The 19,439-nt window shown below is 62.7% G+C and carries 18 protein-coding genes; 15 read left to right on the top strand and 3 right to left on the bottom strand.

Annotated features, from left to right (window positions below; all coding sequences use genetic code 11):
- On the bottom strand, positions 1-299 hold a 299-nt coding region (locus BLP96_RS18990), incomplete at its 3' end, for a transposase (protein WP_143005131.1).
- A 37-nt stretch (positions 300-336) separates the two neighbouring features.
- On the opposite strand from BLP96_RS18990, the gene BLP96_RS18995 reads away from it, so the two are divergent.
- Positions 337-819 (top strand): type IV toxin-antitoxin system AbiEi family antitoxin domain-containing protein, encoded by a 483-nt coding sequence (locus BLP96_RS18995; protein ID WP_245682315.1) that lies wholly within the window; start codon positions 337-339, stop codon positions 817-819.
- 150 nt (positions 820-969) lie between these two features.
- Here the strand turns inward: BLP96_RS18995 and BLP96_RS19000 are convergent, their stop codons facing one another.
- Complete coding sequence (locus tag BLP96_RS19000; RefSeq protein WP_089689110.1) at positions 970-2,121, bottom strand: NADH:flavin oxidoreductase/NADH oxidase; 1,152 nt, start codon at positions 2,119-2,121, stop codon at positions 970-972.
- A 482-nt stretch (positions 2,122-2,603) separates the two neighbouring features.
- On the opposite strand from BLP96_RS19000, the gene BLP96_RS19005 reads away from it, so the two are divergent.
- The 14 genes from BLP96_RS19005 (at position 2,604) to BLP96_RS19070 (ending at position 19,063) form a co-directional block, all read left to right on the top strand.
- Complete coding sequence (locus BLP96_RS19005) at positions 2,604-3,773, top strand: iron-containing alcohol dehydrogenase (protein WP_089689111.1); 1,170 nt, start codon at positions 2,604-2,606, stop codon at positions 3,771-3,773.
- Between the two features lie 247 nt (positions 3,774-4,020).
- Positions 4,021-4,992 carry a thiamine pyrophosphate-dependent dehydrogenase E1 component subunit alpha gene (locus BLP96_RS19010; RefSeq protein ID WP_218118639.1) on the top strand — a complete coding sequence of 324 codons (972 nt, stop codon included), beginning with the start codon at positions 4,021-4,023 and terminating at the stop codon, positions 4,990-4,992.
- A gap of 1 nt (position 4,993) precedes the next feature.
- Positions 4,994-5,965, top strand: a complete 972-nt coding sequence (locus BLP96_RS19015; RefSeq protein WP_089689112.1) for an alpha-ketoacid dehydrogenase subunit beta — start codon at positions 4,994-4,996, stop codon at positions 5,963-5,965.
- A gap of 13 nt (positions 5,966-5,978) precedes the next feature.
- Complete coding sequence (locus BLP96_RS19020; RefSeq protein WP_089689113.1) at positions 5,979-6,764, top strand: enoyl-CoA hydratase/isomerase family protein; 786 nt, start codon at positions 5,979-5,981, stop codon at positions 6,762-6,764.
- A 3-nt stretch (positions 6,765-6,767) separates the two neighbouring features.
- On the top strand, positions 6,768-8,003 hold the full coding sequence (locus tag BLP96_RS19025; protein WP_089689114.1) for a dihydrolipoamide acetyltransferase family protein: 1,236 nt from the start codon (positions 6,768-6,770) through the stop codon (positions 8,001-8,003).
- Positions 8,004-8,005: 2 nt separating this feature from the next.
- Positions 8,006-9,178, top strand: coding sequence for an acyl-CoA dehydrogenase family protein (locus BLP96_RS19030; RefSeq protein ID WP_089689115.1), 1,173 nt, complete (start codon positions 8,006-8,008; stop codon positions 9,176-9,178).
- A 78-nt stretch (positions 9,179-9,256) separates the two neighbouring features.
- Positions 9,257-10,756, top strand: coding sequence for an AMP-binding protein (locus BLP96_RS19035; protein ID WP_089689116.1), 1,500 nt, complete (start codon positions 9,257-9,259; stop codon positions 10,754-10,756).
- Between the two features lie 25 nt (positions 10,757-10,781).
- Positions 10,782-12,125 carry an MmgE/PrpD family protein gene (locus BLP96_RS19040; protein ID WP_089689117.1) on the top strand — a complete coding sequence of 448 codons (1,344 nt, stop codon included), beginning with the start codon at positions 10,782-10,784 and terminating at the stop codon, positions 12,123-12,125.
- A 62-nt stretch (positions 12,126-12,187) separates the two neighbouring features.
- Complete coding sequence (locus BLP96_RS19045) at positions 12,188-13,417, top strand: ABC transporter substrate-binding protein (protein ID WP_176761579.1); 1,230 nt, start codon at positions 12,188-12,190, stop codon at positions 13,415-13,417.
- Between the two features lie 74 nt (positions 13,418-13,491).
- Positions 13,492-14,376, top strand: coding sequence for a branched-chain amino acid ABC transporter permease (locus BLP96_RS19050; RefSeq protein WP_089689118.1), 885 nt, complete (start codon positions 13,492-13,494; stop codon positions 14,374-14,376).
- Positions 14,373-16,178: a branched-chain amino acid ABC transporter ATP-binding protein/permease gene (locus tag BLP96_RS19055; RefSeq protein ID WP_089689119.1), complete on the top strand. Its 1,806-nt coding sequence runs from the start codon at positions 14,373-14,375 to the stop codon at positions 16,176-16,178. The genes BLP96_RS19050 and BLP96_RS19055 overlap by 4 nt, the downstream gene beginning before the upstream one ends.
- Positions 16,171-16,872: an ABC transporter ATP-binding protein gene (locus BLP96_RS19060; protein WP_089689120.1), complete on the top strand. Its 702-nt coding sequence runs from the start codon at positions 16,171-16,173 to the stop codon at positions 16,870-16,872. The genes BLP96_RS19055 and BLP96_RS19060 overlap by 8 nt, the downstream gene beginning before the upstream one ends.
- 12 nt (positions 16,873-16,884) lie before the next feature.
- Positions 16,885-18,315, top strand: a complete 1,431-nt coding sequence (gene lpdA, locus BLP96_RS19065; RefSeq protein WP_218118640.1) for a dihydrolipoyl dehydrogenase — start codon at positions 16,885-16,887, stop codon at positions 18,313-18,315.
- 13 nt (positions 18,316-18,328) lie between these two features.
- Positions 18,329-19,063 (top strand): SDR family oxidoreductase, encoded by a 735-nt coding sequence (locus tag BLP96_RS19070; protein WP_089689122.1) that lies wholly within the window; start codon positions 18,329-18,331, stop codon positions 19,061-19,063.
- Positions 19,064-19,138: 75 nt separating this feature from the next.
- Here BLP96_RS19070 and BLP96_RS19075 read toward each other — a convergent pair.
- The coding region (locus tag BLP96_RS19075; RefSeq protein WP_143005148.1) for an integrase core domain-containing protein at positions 19,139-19,439 on the bottom strand (301 nt) is incomplete at its 5' end.

Consider the following 19,439-nt stretch of genomic DNA (forward strand, 5'->3'; position numbering starts at 1 on the left):
TCCCGCCAGGCCTCCACCTGCTCGGGGTAGAGCCCACGCTCGCGGCAATAGGCGCTGAGTTCGGCCTCGTTCATCGGGGCCGTCTCCAGGACGATCTGGAATTTCTCCTGGCTGGTCCACTGGTCGGGCTCGTTCGAACGTGATGGCAAAACCTGTCCTCGTGCTCTGGCCTGTTTCCGCCAATTGTAGAGGGTTGTCGCGGTGATGCCTTCCTGCTCGGCCAGTTCCGGGATGGTTATGCTCATCGGCGGCGCCATCTTCTTGAGGATGGCTTCCTTACGCTCTGCGGGGTAACGCATGTTGATCACCTCTCAATCCGTTTAGGTGACAACTACGTTGACGCATAGGGCGGAGCGCCGCTCGCAGTTGCCGCTATGGCTGAGTCAGGCCGACTGGGCCGGGGCTATCGATCTGCATCAGGACAAGGGGCTGCCGGTAGATCTCCCCGGTAGCCTCACGGACTACAAACCGCCTGGCGTGGGGGTTACTCTCCGTATTTCGACGCCGGAGCGCGCTATCCTTGAGTGGATCGCCATCACGCCCAACGACCTGCTGTTCAGCAGCGAGCTGGTGGATACCTTCACCGGGCTCAATACGCTGTGCCCGCGGCGGCTACAGGCGCTGCTGGCAGGGTGCCGCTCGGTGAAGACTAAGCGCGCTTTTCTGGTGTTGGCTCGCCATGCCGGCCACGCCTGGTACCATCGATTGGAGACCCACAGCCTCGACCTGGGGAAGGGCAAGCGGCAGCTCTACAAGGGTGGCCGGTTGGACAAGGAATATCGGGTCACGGTCCCGGAGGAGTTCATGGATGAGCATTGATGCCCGCTACCACGAGCAGGTACGTCTGCTGGTCGCACTGCTGCCCTTTCTCAACGACGAGCCATCGTTTTACCCTGAAGCCCGCTACGGGCAACGACTTTGATCATTCGAATCCACATGAACTCTCGAAGAACCGAATTTTGGAGTCAGTCAGAATTTGGCCAGTTTCTTCAGTGTGCGAGCGCGATTGGCAAGCCACCAGCCGGCTTGCTCCGGCCATTTTTCAAAGCCAGCTTCGGACCGTAAGGCCTGCTCGGCGTGCAATGCCCAGTTTGGGTTGTTAAGGGCCTCGCGCGCGATGGCGACCAGATCCGCCTGCCCTTGGCGAAGAATCGTCTCGGCTTGCTGCGCCTCGATGATCAGGCCTACGGCCATAGTTGGTATGTCGACCTGCCTGCGTATCGCCTCTGCATAAGGTACCTGAAAGCCGAACCCTCGGGGAGCGCCGCTGGCGGTTGCCGCCCCGCCTAGCCCGCCGCTGGAACAGTCGATCAGGTCCACACCCCGTGCCTTCAATTCTCTGGCGAAATACAAGCTGTCATCCAAGGTCCAGCCATCCTCAAGCGCGTCCACGGCAGAGATGCGCACCAGCAGCGGCTTGTCTTCGGGAATCGCCGCGCGCAAAGCCTCGACCACCTCTAGCGGGTAGAGACAACGCGATGCTAGCTCGCCACCGTAGCGATCTTCGCGCAGGTTGCTCAGGGGAGAGAGGAATTGGTGTAGCAGATAACCGTGGGCACAGTGTAGTTCGATTACCTGGAACCCCGCGGACAGGGCACGCCGGGTAGCATTCACGAAGTCTTGTTTCAGTGTCATCAGCGCAGCCGCGTCCATGGCCTCCGGTGCCGGGGCGTTTTCACGCAGGGGTAGTGCACTGGCCGATACCGTAGGCCAGGCGCCTTCCTTACCTGTGGAACCTGAGGAATTCGGTTCGAGCGGCGCGCCGCCATGCCAGGGGCGTTGGGTGCTGCCTTTGCGTCCTGCGTGACCGAGCTGGATGCCGGCCACAGCGCCCTGAGTGCGGAGAAAGTCGGCCAAGCGCCGCAAGCCGGGGATATGCTCATCGGACCAGATTCCCAGGTCGCCGTGGGTAATGCGGCCCGCACGGCTTACCGCCGTGGCCTCGGCAAAAACCAGGCCGGCACCACCCAGAGCGTAGCGCCCGAGTTGTACCAGATGCCAGTCGTTGACTCGGCCCTCATCGGCCGAGTACTGGCACATGGGCGAGATGACCACGCGGTTGCGTGCCCCCACCCCCCGCAGACGGAAGGGGCTGAATAGCTTCGGGTCGTGCTCGGTCATGGCGGAGATCCTCACATTTCCAGGTAATTCGGTCCGTCGCCACCGTGGGTATGGTCCAAGCGATATTTGAAGTGGCCCCATCCTCTGGACCACCTGACAGGTCATCTAAGCTTGGATCCTCATCGGCGTCAGACCGCCTTGGCTCGGTTTCGGCACGCAACTATGGACGAGGAGCCTTTAATCAACTATACAGTCAGTAATCTAACTGTACGGTAGAAAATCATCAAGCCGGGTATCCGTAGGCTGATCAGCCGCCTGGGCGGAATGCACCGAAAGGAGCGAACATGAAGATGCTGGTCGCCAATCATCTGGTGGTCAACTGCTACTTCAGGGGCCACGTGAGGGTGGACGGCATGTTTGTCACGGGCGCTGGATCAATCGGGGTGAGAGTTTAGCTATTCATAATGACCCACGGCTGTCGCCCAGATTTCCGGGTGCAGGCAAACAAAATTTCCGGGGGGCATTTTAGGAGGAGAGCGGCAATGAGCATTGCAGGACAGTATGAGTTCCTGGCCCAGGATCGGGTGGTGTTTGGTGTCCCTGCGGCACGGGCGGTGATGGAGCAGGCCGAGTGCATGGGCGCGAAGCGGGTTTTCCTGGTTTCCAGCCAGACGCTCAGCCGCAAGACTGACGAGATCGACCGCATTAGGGACGCTTTGGGTGAGCGTTTCGTTGGTCTATTCGATGAATGCGTGGCCCATGTGCCCCGGAATAGTGTGCTGCGTGCTGCCGCCGCCGTGCGGCAAGCAGATCCGGATCTTATCGTCACCGTGGGCGGGGGCACCCCCGTCGATACGGTGAAGGTTTTACTGATTTGCCTCGCCCATGACCTGCAAACCCCCGAGCAGCTGGACTACTACCGGGTTCGGGTCGGCGAGGACGGCGCCAAGGTGTTACCGGAGGTGGCGAGCCCGCCGCTGCGCCAGATCATTGTGCCCACCACGCTCTCCGGTGCCGAGTTCAGCAAGATTGGCGGTGCGACCGATCCGGTGCGTGAGGTCAAGGATCTCTACATCGGCCGGGAGATCGGCGGTCAGGCGGTGATCCTGGATGCTGCGATCACCATGCATACTCCCGATTGGTTATGGCTGTCCACCGGCCTGCGGGCGGTCGATCATGCTGTCGAAACCATTTGCTCGCGCGCGCCTCAGCCCTTTACAGATGCCACCTGCCTGCATGGTCTGCGCATGCTCAATGAATCGTTGCGCATAAACCGTGAGCGACCGGAGAACCTGGATGCGCGCTTGCAGAGTCAGCTGGGCGTCTGGCTGGCTTCCACTGGCCTGGGGCGGGTGGACTGGGGCGCAAGCCACGGGATCGGTCATCAGCTGGGCGCAGTGGCCGGAGTGCCACACGGTTACTGCTCCTGCGTGATGCTACCCAGCGTGCTGCGCTATAACCACGAGGTGAACGCCGACCGGCAGCGTCTGATCAGTGAGGCTCTGGGTCAGCCCGAAGTTCCTGCGGCGGATCTGGTGGCGGCGCTGATCAAGGATCTGGGTCTGCCCACCCGGCTGCGGGATGTGGGTGTGAAGCGTGAGCACTTCGACGCTATTGCCCGGGGGGGTATGCAGAACATGATGGTTCGCAGCAATCCGCGTCTGGTGAGTTGCCCCGAGGACATACTAGAGATCCTCGAACTGGCCTGGTAAGCACTTTCTTGTCGAGACACGTTTGCTCCGGATGGCATTGTTGTCCGGAGAACTAGCCTTCGTGATCTCATGAGAGCCTCGCTGCGTTGCAGCAAATCTGGTCAAAATTGCAGCGTAGGCGGATTCGGGATTGACAGGCGTTTATGTCTGCCCCATTGTCTACTTAACAGTCGGTCAAATAACCGACGCACCATACGAATTTAGGCTTCCTGAGGCGCGCAGCCCAGCTAGCGCAAGGAGTGACAGTGTGACGACGCGCAAGACCGCCGAACTGCTTGAGCTCTATGAACGGATGTATCTGATCCGTCAGGTGGAGCTTCGTCTGGGGCGCCTGTTCGCCGATGGTGAAGTGCCCGGTTTCATACACCTGAGCATTGGTCAGGAGGCGATCGCCACTGGCGTTGCGAGTGTCCTGCGCGCCGACGATAGCGTGGCTTCCACTCATCGCGGCCACGGTCATGCACTGGCTAAGGGCGTGGATGTCGAGCGGTTCTTCCTCGAGCTGATGGCGAAGGAGGAAGGCATGTGCAAGGGCCGCGGCGGCTCCATGCATGTGGCTGATCTGTCCATCGGCATGCTGGGGGCGAATGCCATCGTCGGGGCCAGTATTCCCATTGCCCTGGGCAGCGCGCTTGCCCACCAGGTGCGTGGCACCGACGCGCTGGCGGTGGCTTTCTTCGGTGACGGGGCGATGGCCGAGGGTACTCTCCATGAAAGCCTGAACATGGCCGCCCTCTGGCAATTGCCGCTGGTTTTCGTCTGTGAGAACAACGGTTGGGCGGAGTTTTCTCCCACCTCTCGACAGTTTGTGGCCTCGCTGGACAAGCTCGCCGGCGCCTTCGGAATTCCTTACGCCAGGGCGGACGGCCGTGACGTGCAGGCCGTCGCCAAGGCCAGCGAACGGGCCGTGGCTGCCGTGCGTGCCGGCAAGGGCCCGCGGGTACTGGAGTTCACCACCCATCGCTTTCGCGGCCATTACGAGGGGGACCCGCAGAAGTACCGCGATGCCGATGAGCTGTCCGGCCTGGGTGAGCATGATCCTTTGAGCCTGCTGGAGCCGCGGCTCGCCAAGGCGGGCGTCGCCGATGCGCAATTGCAAAGTCTGCACGAGGCGGTAGATGCGCGGGTGGACGCCGCGGTGGAGCGTGCTCGTAAGGGCAGTGCGCCAGACTTCGAAGCCGGGCGCGCGGATGTGTACACACAGACAGGAGCTGCCTGAGATGGCGGAAGTACGGTTCGGCAAGGCAATCAATCTAGCGCTGGCCGATGCGCTGGAGCAGGACCCGGCGGTGTTCCTGTTCGGTGAGGACATCGCCGACGTGGGCGGACCCTTCGGTGCCACGCGTGGCCTGAAGGATCGTTTCGGCGATCGGGTACGGGATACTCCGATCTCCGAGGCGAGCATGGCTAATGCTGCGGTGGGCGCGGCGCTCTCCGGGCTCAAGCCGGTGCTCGAGATCATGTTCATGGATTTCATGACCCTGACCATGGATGCTTTGGTCAATCAGGCCGCCAAGGTCCGCTACATGTTTGGTGGGCAGGCCTCGGTGCCCATGGTGGTACGGACCCCCCACGGCGGCGGTATCAGCGCCGGCCCCCAGCATTCCCAGTGCCTGGAAGCCTGGTTCGCCCATGTGCCGGGGCTGAAAGTCATCTGTCCGAGCAATCCCGCCGACGCCTACGGCTTGCTGAGGGCCGCCATCGCCGACCCGGACCCGGTGGTGTTCGTGGAGAACAAGGCCCTATACGCCATGAAGGGCGAGCTGGCCGAAGGCGCCGGACCGGAGAGTATCGGCAAAGCGCGCACGGTGCGTGCCGGCCGCGATGCCACGGTAGTGGCGTATGGCGCAGCCGTGCATACCGCCGAGCGGGCAGCCGGGCAGCTTGCCGAACAGGGGCTGGAAGTAGAGGTGCTGGATCTGCGCAGCATCCAGCCCTGGGACGAGGCTGCGGTGATGGAGTCACTGGCTCGCACCCACCGATTGCTGATCGTGCACGAAGCGGTAGAAGCCTTCGGCGTGGGCGCGGAAATCGCCGCGCGCATCGGCGAGATCGGCTTCGATGAGCTGGATGCCCCGATCATGCGAATTGCCTCGCCCTTCGTGCCGGTGCCGTTCGCGCCCAGCCTGGAAAAGGCTTATCAACCTGACGCGGAGGCCGTAATCGCAGCCGTTCGCAAGCTTTGCGCCTAGGAGAGTCAGACCGATGAACGATAACGCCATACTCAGCGAGGTGCGCGGCCATGTGGGCCTGCTCACCGTCAACCGCCCCAAAGTCCACAATGCTCTGAGCACTCCGGTGCTGCTGGAGCTGGAGCAGGCCTTCATCAAGCTCGAGAACAATCCCGAGGTGCGTGTGATCGTGTTCACCGGTGCTGGCGACAAAGCTTTCGTGGCCGGCGGGGACCTGTCGGAAATGGTGGAACGGGACGGTATCGCCCACTACCAGGAGTTTGCCGAGGACATCCATCGGGTGTTCCGCCGCTTCGAGGTCAGCGACAAGCCGACCATCGCCGCGGTGAACGGCTACGCTCTCGGCGGCGGGACCGAGTTGCTGCTGAGCCTGGATATACGCCTGCTGGCCGACAGCGCCAGCCTGGCGCTGCCCGAGATCGGCCTGGGGGTGTTTCCCGGTGCCGGTGGTACCCAGCGCATGATTCGCCAGGTGCCCGCCTGCGTCGCCAGGGAACTGATGTTTACCGGCCGGCGCTTCGACGCCGAGGAAGCCGTGCGGATAGGCTTGGCCAACCGCGTGCTGCCTCAGGCCGACCTGCTGGATGAGGCCCTGGCCATGGCGGCAAAGATCGCCGACAAGTCGCCTCTGGTGCTGAAGCTGATGAAGCGCGCTCTCCGCGATGGGGCTGATATGCCCATGGCCGCGGCCCTGGCTCATGAACAGGCGATGATCGGTCTGGTGTTCGACACCCAGGACGCCCACGAGGGCATCGCCGCTTTTCTTGAGAAGCGCAATCCGAGCTTCACCGGACGTTAAGACATGAGCGAACTGAACGACATGCTGATGCCCAAGCTGGGGCTGACCATGACCGAGGGTACGATTTCGGAGTGGTCGATTACACCGGGCGATCGGGTGAGCCCCGGCGACCTGATGTTCGTGGTGGAAACCGACAAGGTGGCCACCGAGATCACCGCTGAGGCCGAGGGCGAGCTGCGCGAGATCGTGGTACCTGTCGGCGAGACCGTGCCGGTGGGTGCCGTGGTGGGTCGCTGGACCGGCCCTGGCCAGGGCGTGCCCCAGGACGAGGAGGAGGTCCAGGACGAGGCGCCAGCCGAGGCTTCAGTGGCCCCGCAGCCCGACACACCGGTGACACGCGCTGTCGATGGCGCCAGGGTTATTGCCACGCCCCTGGCACGGCGCTTGGCGCGGGAGCATGGGCTGAAGCTTGTGAGCCTCACGGGTAGCGGCCCCCGCGGTCGTATCAAAGCGGAGGATGTGCGAGCCGCCGCTCAAGGAGGCGCGCCCACCGCGGCGGTTCAGGCGCCGCCGGACACGGCTTCCGCCGATCCCGGTCAGTGCAACCCGGCTTCCGGGCTGGTTCAGGCCATGGCCCGGCGCATGGTCGAGGCGAAGCAGCAGGTGCCACATTTCTACCTGGCGGCTGAAGCTGAGGTTACCGAGTTACTGGACTTGCGCGGTCAGCTCAACGCCCAGGAGGGCTACGACAAGCTCACCCTCAACCATATGGTGCTGGCCGCGGTGGTGCGGGCACTGGAGGTTACGCCGGAGCACAATCGCATCTTCCTGGACAACCAAATTATTCAGTTCCAGGACGTTGATGTGGGTATGGCGGTGAGTACCAAGCGCGGCCTGCTGGCGCCGGTGATCAAGGGTCTGGCCGGTCGTAACGTGGACGAGATCGCCGGCCGGGCCCGTTCCCTGCAGCAACGGGTGTTGGAAGGTTCCGCCGACCGCGAAGACATGCAGGGCGGGGCGATCACCGTCTCCAATGGCGGCATGTTCAACGTCAGCTACATGACGCCCATCATCAACCCGCCCCAGTCGGCCATTCTCGGTGTCGGCAGTATTCGCGAGGTGTTCCGCCCCGACGATAACGGTCAGCCGGCGCTGCGCCGGGAGATGGGCCTGGTGCTGGCCGCTGACCATCGGCTGCACGATGGCGCCGGCGCGCTGGTTTTTCTCAATCGCATCATCGACGCGCTGCAGCAGCCGCACCGACTGCTTCGCCCCCGCGCGCCTTTACGTAGAGGTTAATCATGGATTTCGCACTCACCGAAGAACAACAGATGATCGTCGATACTGCCCGCCGCCTGGGTGAGGATTATGGTCTGGAGTATTGGGCGGCCCAGGACAGTGCCAAGACCTTTCCGCAGGATTGCTGGAGCGCGATCTGCGAGACCGGACTCGCCAATGTGCTGCTGCCAGAGAAGTACGGCGGCGCGGGCTTGGGCATGCTGGAGATGGCCTTAGTTGTCGAGGCGCTGGCCGAGGGAGGTGCCGGCAGCACCCTGGGGCAGCTGTTCATGATCAACCCTATCTTCGGTGGGGTCTCGGTGGCGCAGTTCGGCACCGAGGAGATGAAGGCGAAGTTGATGCCAAAGCTCGCGGCCGGCGAACTGAACTTCTGCATGGCGCTCACCGAACCGGATGCCGGCAGCAACACCCTGGACATGGACACCTTCGCCGCCGCGGACGGTGAGGGTTGGCGGCTGCGCGGCCAGAAAATCTGGATAACCGGGGTGAGCACCGCCGGCAAGATGCTGGTGGTGGCACGTACCCGGAAGGCCGACGAGGTAGAAAAACCCACCCAGGGCATCTCCATGTTTCTGGTTGATACCGACCGCGAGGGTTTGAGCCATACACCGATCGAGAAGTTGGGCACCCACACCCTGAGCGCCAGTTCTGTATTCTTCGACGATGTGCGGATCGAGCCCCACGAACTGGTGGGCACTTTGCATGGTGGCTGGCGCGAGCTGTTGCAGGTGCTCAACACCGAGCGCATCGTCACCACCGCCAGCTTGATCGGTGCCGGCAAGCTGGCCACACGCCTGGCCGTGGACTATGGCAATGAACGCAAGGTGTTCCGCAACCGCCCGGTGACCAGCTACCAGGGTGTGCAGTTTCCGCTGGCCGAATCCCACGCCGAGCTGGAATGTGCCCGCATGATGAATTTGCGCGCCGCCGTCCAGTGCGATCTTGGTCAGCCCTACGGTAGCGAGGCGAACATGGCCAAGCTGGTCGCAGCCCGCGCGGCCATGCATGCCATCGAGCGCAGCATGCAGACCATGGGCGGCATGGGATATGCCCGCGAGTACCACGTCGAGCGCCTGTGGCGCGACGCGCGGCTGTTCAAGTTCGCGCCGGTCTCCGAGGAAATGATCCTCAACTTCATCGCCACACACGACCTGGGTATGCCCAAATCCTACTGATTTTGGCCTCCGCAGGGGCAGGATCACCGCGACGTGATCGTCAGAGTCGCGCCGGTTTGTAAGGAAGGAGTGAACAAAGTGGTTAACCTGAGCGCTTTTATCGCGTTTCACGCCCGCCAGCGACCAGACCACACGGCGGTCATCTACGGCGAGCGCCGGGTAAGCTATCGCGAGTTCGATGAGCGCATTCGCCGCCTGGCCGCTCTGCTCGCCCAGCGCGGCATAGGCGAGGGTGACGTGGTGGCGCTGTTCATGAAGAACAGCCCCGCCTTCCTCGATATTGCCTTCGCCACCAGTTACCTAGGGGCGGTGTTCCTGCCGGTGAACTTCCGGCTGGCCTGCAAGGAAGTGCGCTACATCCTCGCCGACGCCGGCGCCAAGCTGCTGTTTGTGGACGAGCAGTTTGACGCGGTACGTAACCTTTACGACGACACCGTGGTGGTGGACGCCGCCGCCCAGAAGGACAGCCGGACACTATCGGATTCCACCTGGCCCATCCCCGAGCCTCGTCCCCGGCGCAGCGATCAGCTGTTTCGGCTGATGTACACCTCCGGCACCACGGCCCGCCCAAAGGGCGTGATGCACAGCTACGAGAATTTCTATTGGAAGTGCATGGACCACGTGATTGCCGTGGGCCTGACCGGCGAGGATCGGCTGCTCACCGTGGGCCCGCTCTATCACGTGGGCGCCTTCGATCTGCCCGGTGTGGCCCTCCTCTGGCAGGGAGGGACCCTGTGCCTGCATAGGGAGTTCGATGCCGAGGCGGCGCTGCTGAGCATTGAGCGCCATCGGCTCACTTGCGGCTGGACCGCACCGGTGATGCTTAACCAGATACTGGCGGTGGAGAACCCGGAGCGTTTCGATCTGTCCAGCTTCCGCTGGTGCATAGGCGGGGGCGAGAAGACCCCCGAGAGCCGCATTCGCGATTTCACCCGGGTGTTCAGCGCCGGGCGTTATATCGATGGCTACGGTCTCACTGAGACTTGCAGTGGTGACACCCTGATGGAGTCGGGCATGGAGATCGAGAAAATCGGCTCCACTGGCCGGGCGCTTGCTCACGTGCAGATCCGCATCTGCGATGAGCAGGGCCGTGAGCTGCCAGCCAATACAGAGGGCGAGATCTGCCTGCGCGGGCCCAAGGTCACCCGCGGCTACTGGAACGCCTCGGACAAGACCAAAGAGAGCTTCTTCGGCGACTGGTTTCGTAGCGGCGACATTGGCCATCTCGACGAGGACGGCTTTCTCTATGTCACTGACCGGCGCAAGGACATGATCCTCACCGGCGCGGAGAATGTCGCCTCCTCCGAGGTCGAGAACGTGATCTACCAGTTGCCGGAGGTGGCTGAGGCCGCCGTGATCGGCCTGCCCGATGAGAACTGGGGTGAGCGCGTGGTGGCGGTGGTCGTGCCCCGCGAGGGCGCGGAACTTAGCTACGAGATGCTGGAGGCTCACTGCCGGAAGCATCTGGCGAACTTCAAGGTGCCCAAACAGCTGCTGCTCAGTGACGCCCTGCCCCGAAACCCCTCTGGCAAGATCCTCAAGCGCAAGCTGCGTGAGACCTATGCCGGTGGCGCCTGAAACCGGAACGCTAAGGAGGAGAGCTATGAGTCTGGCGAATGCGATGGCGGATTTCGTCCACGGCCTGGACATCGAAACATTGCCCGCCGAGGTGGTAGAGAAGGCCCGGGCCTGCGTGCTCAACGGTTACGGCATCGCCCTGGGTTCCCACGCCACGCCCTTCTTTCCGGTGGCCGCCGAGGCCGCGCTGGCCATGGACGGGGAGCGGGCGCAGGGCGCGACCCTGCTGCGTGATGGTCGCAAGAGCACGGTGGCCGGCGCCGCCCTGGCCAATGCGGCCCTGTTTCATGGGCGCGCCCAGGAGGACACCTGCGGGGTGGCGCATTTCGGCGCCGTTCTGCTGCCGCTGCTCACTGCGCTGGTGGAAGCGGAAGAGGGTCCGGTGGAGCGGCTGTTGCCGGCGCTGATCGCCGGTTACGAAGTGGGCGGCCTGCTGGAGACGGCGTACTCGGCCACCACCACAGGCAAGGGCCTGCGGGCCTCGCCGTTGTTCGGAACCATTGCCGCCGCCGCCGCTGTGGCGAAGTTCCGCGGCCTGAGCGCGGAGCGCACCGCCGCGGCGCTTTGCAACGCAGCCTCGTTCACCGGTGGCATCCTGCAGTCCTTCGGTGACGGCACCGATGAGTGGCGGTATCAGGTAGGGGTTGCTGGTCGCAACGGCCTCGTAGCCGCCCGCCTGGCGGAGGCGGGCTCGGTCTCCGCACCGGAGGCCTTCGAGGGGCACAGCGGTTTCGTACGCGCCTATGTCGGCAAGGACTGCGATGTCGACGCCCTGGTCACGAAACTGGGTCGGGAATGGTCGGTGCCCAAGGTGACCTTTAAGCCCTATCCGGTCTGCGCGCTGAACCAGACGCCGGTGACCGCGGCGCTGGAACTGCGCGAGCGATTGGATGGCCGCAAACCGATCGCTGTACGTATCCGAATGAACCCCACCTGTGTGGGCTACGCAGGCATGCATAGCGTCGGCCCCTTCAGTTCGCTGTCGGGCAGCCTGATGAGCATCCAGTTCTGTGTCGCCACCACGCTGATTCACGGGCACCCCACCGTTGCGGGGATGAGCGATTTTGATGATCCGACGGTGAATGCGCTGATGCCGCACGTCGAGCCCATTGCCGATGCCGACTACGGGCTGCTCGCCTGCCACATCGAGGCGGACGTGGCCGACGAGGCGCAACCGCTGAGTGTGGAGCGGCGCACCGATCATACCGAGTACAGCTTCGACCGCTCACAGGTGTCGGCATTGATTCGCCGCATTGGAGAGGAAACGGGCGTACCCGGGCACGCCTACGACCGTCTGGAGCGCTTCAGTGAAGCCTTGCCCCGGGCGGATGTCGCCGACGTGCTCGAGGCTTTCAGGGAAATCCAATAATAAAGCCGAGCCCCATCTTGGGGCATACAGTCGACAACGACAAAAAAGTGAGGTGAACCACTATGAACTGGCGCAACAAGACCGGAAAGAGCCTGGCAAAGATCGCCCTCGGGCTATCCGCGGCGGCAATGATCGCAAGCCCCACCCTGGCCGAGGACGACACCATCAAGATCGGCATGACCTCGGCACTGACCGGGCCTTACAATGAGTTCGGTGAGGGCAACCGCAGGGCAGTGGAACTCGCCATCAAGGAGTGGAACGAAAACGGGGGCATCAACGGCAAGAAGATTGAACTGGCGATGCTGCTGGATGACCAGCTCAACCCGGATCGCGCGGTGCAGAACATGCGCCGGATTCTCGATGACGAGGAAATCGTCGGCATCATCGGTCCGGCTGGTAGTGGTCCCACCCTGGCGGTGATCGATATGGCCGAAGCCGATGGCCGGCCTTACATGAACCCCATCGCCCAGACGCCGGACGTGACCTATCCGGATGGTACTGGGAACACACCGCGTAAGAACGTGTTCTCTTTCGCCCTGCAGAATGACGTGGAAGCCTCTGGCATGGGCGAGCATCTGGTGAATAACTTCGACCGGGTCGGGGTGATCCACGAGAGCACGGCCTACGGGGTATCGGGCTTGGAGTATCTCACCGAAGCCATGGAGGCGGCCGGTGGCGAGGCACCGGTGGCCGACGATAGCTACAACCAGGGTACTCAGGACATGACCGCCCAGGTGGCGCGCATGAAGCGCTCAGATGTCGACGCCATTGCCGCCATCGGCCTGGGCCGTGACCTGGCTGTTCTGCGCCGGACCATGGCCCGGTTGAACATGGATGTGCCGCTGGTGGCCTCCAACGGCGCCCTGGGTCAGCCCTTCCAGGAAGGGGCCGGCGATCTGGTGGAAGGTGTCCAGGGGACCATGATTGGTGCCTTCGGCCAACGACCGATGCGCGAGGCCACCCAGAAGTTCGTTGACGCCTACAAGGCCGAGTACGGCACCGATCGCTGGTGGGGTGATGACGAGGAAAATCCGCAGCTGTTCATGGCGATTTCGGTATCGAACGGTTACGACGCGGCGAATATCCTCTTCGAGGGCATCAAGCGTGCCGAGTCCACCGATCCCGATGCCATCATCCAGGCCATCGAATCCATTCAGGGCTACGAAGGGGTCAATTCCGTCTACAACTTCTCCGAGGATCGGCACCACGCCATCGAGGCGGATGGCGTCGAAGTTTTCGAGTACGTCAAGGATGGTAACAAGTTCCCGCTGGTACCGGTGAGCGAGCAGTAATCACCGCGGTTCAGTGATGCCTGGGCGGACCCGCAGGGCCCGCCCGAATCTTCTCGGCAGAGAGCACTAAGACCATGGTTTTCTTCCTGCAAATGGTTTTCGCTGGCCTAAGCGTGGGCGCGGTATATGCGCTGATCGCCCTGGGGTTGAATCTCACCTTCTGGACTACGCGAGTGCTGAATTTCGGTCAGGGCTCGGTGTTGATGATAGGCGCCATGCTCACTGCGGTGCTGATAGCCTATGGAGTGAATTTGCTGTTGGCGGTGCTGATCGCCCTGGTGGCAGCCGGTCTGGTGCTGGTCGTGACGGAAATGGTGGCAATACGCCCGTTGCTCAAGGCGAGCGGTAGCATGGGCTGGGTGGTGTCTACGCTGGGTGTGGGTGTGTTCCTGCAAGGTCTGGCCAGTCTGGTATTCGGCACTCAAGCGGTGGCTTTCCCGGATGTGTTGTTCAGCAGTTCCGCTACGCTACAGATCTTCGGTGCCTGGGTGTCGGTGCAGTACATCGCTGTGTTCGTGATCAGCGTCGTCATCGTCGGGCTGATGGAGCTTTTTCTGCGCCGCTCCACCTGGGGCTACGGCGTACGTGCGGTCGCTCATGATCGGGAACTTGCCTCCCTGATGGGCATCCCCGTGCGCAAGGTAGTGCTGTTGTCTTTCGTAGTCAGCGGTGTGCTCGCTGGTGTGGCCGGTATCTTGACTAGCCAGATTTCCGGCACCGTGGATCCGGGCTTTGGTTTGCACCTGCTGATACTCGCTTTTGTTGCGGCCGTCGTGGGCGGGATGGGCAGCGCAGTGGGCGCGCTGATCGCCGGACTGGGCCTGGGTGTACTGGAGAAGCTGATAGCCGGTTACTACTCGCCAGCGGCGGCCCAGACCGTCGCCTTCGTCCTGCTGGTCGTCGTGCTGGCGGTGCGACCCCAGGGGCTATTGGGTAAAAAGGAAACGGTGAAGGTATGAATCCACTCCATATGCTCGGTAAAGCGATCAGTAGCCCCTGGCTGGTGGGGGGGCTGTGTGTCGCTGCGGCGGCAGGCGCGAGCTTCGTGGATCAGGGCACGGTGCAGATGTGGTGTTTCTTGATCGTCAACATCATGCTCGCCCAGAGCATCAACGTGCTCACCGGTATCGCCGGTCAGATTTCATTGGGGCACGCGGGTTTTCTCGCCATTGGTTCCTACGCGTCCGCGATTCTGCTCAAGGACTACGGTCTGCCCTTTCCCCTGGCCATTGCGGCATCGGCGTTGATTTCGGCGGCGGTGGGCTATGTGCTGGCCATACCGTCGGGGCGGGTGCGTGAGTTCTATTTGGCAATGATGTCGCTCGCCTTCGGTCTGATTGTTTATGAGTTGGTTCGCGAATGGCGTGGTATGACCGGCGGAGTGATGGGCATGCGCGGCATTCCGTCCCCCGGGCTCGGTACGTTGGAGCTGTTCGGCTGGCGGATCAGCCCGGAGTGGTACTTCCGCATCATGTTGATTAGCCTTATCGGCTTGATGTTGATGCTGCGCAATTTCGTGAAGAGTCACTTCGGGCGGGCGTTCTACGCCATCCATGTGAGCGAGATCGCCGCCGGCAGTCTGGGAATATCCCAGGGCGGCACAAAGCGCTTCGCCTATGCGCTGAGCGGCGGCATAGCTGGCTTGGCGGCAGGCTTCTATGCCTTCATGGTGGGTTACATCACACCCGAGAGTTTCACTCTGATGCGCTCGGTGGAAATTTTGGTCATGGCGGTGGTGGGGGGACTGGGTTCCCTGGTCGGTCAGGTTCTGGGTGCGAGTTTGTTCACCTATCTGCCACAGCAATTGCAGGCCTTCAGTGATTATCAGTATATCGTCTACGGGTTGATTCTGGTTTTCTCGTTCACCTTGTTGCCCCGGGGCCTGGCCGGCTTGCTGGGTACCCATACCCGCTATAGCAAGCATGATCAGTTGTGCGGTCAGGTGCCGGATCTTGACACGGTGCTGAGCCAGCGAAGTGGTGGCGGGCAGGCGCTAGTGGAGGTGCGTGATGTGGTCATGAACTTCTCGGGCCTGCGCGCCCTGGACGGGGTCAGCCTGACCGTGCGTCGCGGCACGGTGACTGGACTGGTGGGACCCAATGGCTCTGGCAAGAGCACCTTGGTGAACGTCATCAGCGGCATTTATACCCCGACCGCGGGTGGGGTGCGCTTCAAGGACGAAGAGATCGCCGGCTGGCCGGCTCACCGGGTGGCCCGGGCGGGTGTGACGCGCACTTTCCAGGATCCGCGAAACGTGCCGAGCTTTAGCGTTCGTGAAAATATTCTCATGGGTGCTCACCGGCTCTATGCTCATGGTGCTTTCGCTGCCTCCGTGAACAGCGCAGCGGCGCGACGCGAAGAGGGGCGCTTCCTCGCCCGAACCGCGGCTCTGATGGAGGCGGCCGGCCTTAGCGCATACGCCGATGATCCGGTTGGGGACCTGCCCTATGGGATTCAGCGTCTGGTGGAAGTGGCCCGTGCGTTGGCCTCCGACCCCGAACTACTGTTGCTCGATGAGCCGGCGGCGGGTCTGTCGGATACCGAGGCCGAGCGGCTGATGGCATTGGTTCGCATGGCGCGGGATCACGGTGTGGGTGTGATGCTCATTGACCACCACATGGATTTCCTCGAGGAACTGGTAGACGAAGTGGTGGCTTTTGACGCGGGGCAGGAAATCTATCGCGGCGACATGGCGGGCATGCGTGACGATCCGACTGTGATCGAGGCCTATCTGGGCAAGGAGGAGACGAGTCATGCTTGAGCTGCGCGATATTTCGGTGAGCTACGGTGCCATCGACGCAGTGGAGTGCGTTGACCTGAGCGCCGCACCCGGGACCATCACGGCGCTGATTGGCGCCAATGGCGCCGGCAAGTCCTCGCTGCTAAAAGCCGTCTCCGGGCTGGTTAAGCCCAAGGTCGGGCGGATCCTGTTGGATGGTGAAGACATCGGCGCGCTGCAGCCTCATGAACGGGCGCGTCTGGGTATCGCCCATGCCCTGGAGGGGCGGCGGCTGTTCCATCAGCACACGGTGGAAGAAAACCTGGTTACTGCCTGGCACTTCCGGCATCCGAGCGGTGATTTCAAGCGCGCGGTGGATCAGGTCTATGCCAATTTCCCCATCCTCGCCGAGCGTCGCCGTTTGAAGGCCGGCACCCTCAGCGGTGGTCAGCAGCAGATGCTGATCCTGTCCATGGCTACCTTGCATGAGCCGCGACTCGTGTTGCTTGATGAGCCCTCCCTGGGCCTGGCGCCGATTATCGTTAGTCAGATCTACGAATTTATCCGTGGCTACTGTGCTGAAGGTGGTCGCACGGTGGTGCTCAGTGAGCAGATGGCGAGTCTCGCTCTGAAGGTCGCGGATCAGGGTTATGTGCTGCGCCAGGGTGAAGTGGTTCAGTCCGGAGACAGTGCGCAATTGAGGGGCGACGGCGTAGCCGGTGCCTACTTGGGCTAAGCGAGATTTATGATGAACAGCGAACAGAGCAGGCCGGAGCAGGCGCAACTGCTGGTGTTGGGCGGCGGGCCGGGGGGATACACGGCGGCCTTCCGCGCGGCGGACCTGGGCCTGGATGTGGTACTGGTCGAGCGCGAAGCCACGCTCGGTGGCGTGTGCCTGAACGTCGGTTGTATACCCTCCAAGGCGCTGCTGCATACCGCCCACATCATGGATCAGGCCCGAGGTCTGACCGAGCAGGGAATCGACTTTGGCGAGCCGGACCTGTCCTTGGACAAGTTGCGTGGCTGGAAGGAATCGGTGGTAAGCAAGCTCACTCAGGGGCTGGCGGGGTTGGCGCGACAACGTGGGGTGCGGGTGCTGCGGGGCGAGGGGCGATTTACCGGCCCTGACAGCCTCGTCGTGCACTCCGAAGATGGCGCGCGGGAACTGCGTTTCAGCAAGGCAATTATCGCCGCCGGCTCGCGCCCGGCGCGTTTGCCTTTTCTGTCCGAGGATCCGCGCATTCTCGACTCCACCGCTGCGTTGGAACTGGAGGATATCCCGGAGCGTCTGCTGGTGCTCGGGGGCGGCATCATCGGCCTGGAAATGGCGGCGGTGTATGCGGCACTGGGCTCCAGGATCACCGTGGTGGAACAGGCCGAGGGCCTGCTGCCGGGTTGTGACCGTGATCTGGTGGAACCGCTGCGAAAGGATCTGGAGCAACGCTACGAGGCATTGTACACCGGGACTCGCGTGGCGGGTGTGCAGCCGCAGGCATGTGGTTTGAAGGTGAGCTTCGAGTGTGACCGCTCGCCGGAGGTTTTCGACAAATTGTTGTGTGCCGTCGGTCGCCTACCCAACGGCGGCCTGCTGGATGCCGACAAGGCGGGTGTCCGAGTGGACGATCAGGGCTTTATCGCAGTCGATGAGTTTCAGCGTACCAATGTGCCCCATGTGTTCGCCATCGGTGATCTGGCCGGTGGACCCATGCTGGCCCATAAAGCCGCGCATGAGGGCAAGGTGGCTGCTGAAGTGGCCGCTGGTCTGCCAGTGGCCAATGAAGCGCGGGTGATTCCGTCGGTGGCGTATACCGATCCGGAAGTGGCCTGGGTGGGGCTGACCGAGACTCAGGCACAGCGGGAGAACCGTCGCTACGAGAAGGCATGCTTCCCATGGATGGCCAGCGGCCGGGCGCAAACGCTGGGTGCGGGAGCGGGCTTGACCAAGATTCTGGTGGAACCGGACAGTGGGGTGCTCATCGGCGCAGGTATTGTCGGCCCCAGTGCCGGGGATCTGATCGCCGAGGCCACGCTGGCAATCGAGCTGGGCCTGGAACCGGCGGAAATAGGCTTGACTGTGCACCCGCACCCGACGCTAGCGGAGACGCTGGCCTTCGCCGCCGAAGCCTACGAGGGCACCCTTACGGAGCTTTACCTCGGTGGCAAGACGCCGAATACCTGAACCGGAGAGTGGTATGCAGCTGCGTGATTTAAGCGATTTGACGGCGGTGGTCACCGGTGCTTCCAGTGGTATAGGGGCGGCCGCGGCACGGGCGCTGGTTGCCGAGGGCATGAATGTGGTGCTCAGTGCTCGCAGCGTCGACAAGCTCGAGGCTCTGGCGGAGGAACTGGGCGAGCGGGCTAGCGTGATGGCCGCTGACGTGGCCGATAGAGATCAGGTCGCACGCCTATTCGCCTTCGCGGGGGAGCGCCACGGGGGGTTGGACTTGTTGTTCAACAACGCAGGAGTAGGCTATGCCGCGCCTTTCGTCGAGAGCGATCCGTCGGATTGGCAGCGTACTTTCGAAGCCAATGTGTATGGGGTCTTCAACTGCACCCACGAGGCGATTCCACTGCTTCGAGGTCGTTCGGGGGCGATGATCAGCAGCGTCGCCAGTGTCGCCGGGCGGCGTGGAGTGGAGAATCTGGCCGTGTACAGTGCCAGCAAGTTTGCGGTGGTGGGTTTCCACGATGCCTTGCGCAAGGAACTGGGGAACGAGGGTATACGAGTGTCACTGATCGAGCCTGGTGCCGTGTATACCAACTGGGGTTATGGCTTCGCCGAGGGCGAGTTGAAGCAGCGTCGTGACGAGCTGCATGCCTTGAGCGCGGAGGATATCGCCCGTTTGCTGGTGTTCGGCTTTGCCCAGCCGGCGAACGTGAACTTGCAGGAGATGTGGGTGATGCCTACGCGTCAGCTCCAGCCGTGAGCCTGCTAAGAGCTTGCCCAGTCAGCCGAGTCGGAGTCTGTCAACATAGTTGGCATATGAAATAGTTCTGGCTCTTTAAAACCCTGCTGCCTGCGGCACTGGGTCCCGCTCGGGATTCAGGTGCACGATCTCAGGCAGGCTGAGCTTCCGGATGTCACCCGACCAGCGCTCCGGGTGACGCTGCTTCGCCGCCTCGAAGACCTCCCGGCGCTGGGCCAGGATGCCTTTGGCCTCGCCGTTATGACGCTGGCTCGGCGTGACGTAGCGAAGGGCGCTGTGCCGGTGCTCGTGGTTGTACCACTCGGTAAATTGCTGAACCCAGTCCTGAGCCTCGGCCAGGGTGGCGAAGCCGTCAGCGGGGAAGCCCGGCCGGTAC

The organism is Billgrantia gudaonensis, from assembly GCF_900100195.1.
Classification (GTDB): Bacteria; Pseudomonadota; Gammaproteobacteria; order Pseudomonadales; family Halomonadaceae; genus Halomonas; species Halomonas gudaonensis.

Bases quoted from the DNA above. Each gene is read 5' to 3' on its own strand.
- BLP96_RS19045 (WP_176761579.1), top strand. From the start codon at position 12,188: ATGAACTGGCGCAACAAGACCGGAAAGAGCCTGGCAAAGATCGCCCTC.
- BLP96_RS19030 (WP_089689115.1), top strand. From the start codon at position 8,006: ATGGATTTCGCACTCACCGAAGAACAACAGATGATCGTCGATACTGCC.
- BLP96_RS19050 (WP_089689118.1), top strand. From the start codon at position 13,492: ATGGTTTTCTTCCTGCAAATGGTTTTCGCTGGCCTAAGCGTGGGCGCG.
- BLP96_RS19015 (WP_089689112.1), top strand. From the start codon at position 4,994: ATGGCGGAAGTACGGTTCGGCAAGGCAATCAATCTAGCGCTGGCCGAT.
- BLP96_RS19020 (WP_089689113.1), top strand. From the start codon at position 5,979: ATGAACGATAACGCCATACTCAGCGAGGTGCGCGGCCATGTGGGCCTG.
- BLP96_RS19055 (WP_089689119.1), top strand. From the start codon at position 14,373: ATGAATCCACTCCATATGCTCGGTAAAGCGATCAGTAGCCCCTGGCTG.
- BLP96_RS19000 (WP_089689110.1), bottom strand. From the start codon at position 2,121: ATGACCGAGCACGACCCGAAGCTATTCAGCCCCTTCCGTCTGCGGGGG.
- BLP96_RS19040 (WP_089689117.1), top strand. From the start codon at position 10,782: ATGAGTCTGGCGAATGCGATGGCGGATTTCGTCCACGGCCTGGACATC.
- BLP96_RS19060 (WP_089689120.1), top strand. From the start codon at position 16,171: ATGCTTGAGCTGCGCGATATTTCGGTGAGCTACGGTGCCATCGACGCA.
- BLP96_RS19025 (WP_089689114.1), top strand. From the start codon at position 6,768: ATGAGCGAACTGAACGACATGCTGATGCCCAAGCTGGGGCTGACCATG.
- BLP96_RS19005 (WP_089689111.1), top strand. From the start codon at position 2,604: ATGAGCATTGCAGGACAGTATGAGTTCCTGGCCCAGGATCGGGTGGTG.
- BLP96_RS19070 (WP_089689122.1), top strand. From the start codon at position 18,329: ATGCAGCTGCGTGATTTAAGCGATTTGACGGCGGTGGTCACCGGTGCT.
- lpdA (WP_218118640.1), top strand. From the start codon at position 16,885: ATGAACAGCGAACAGAGCAGGCCGGAGCAGGCGCAACTGCTGGTGTTG.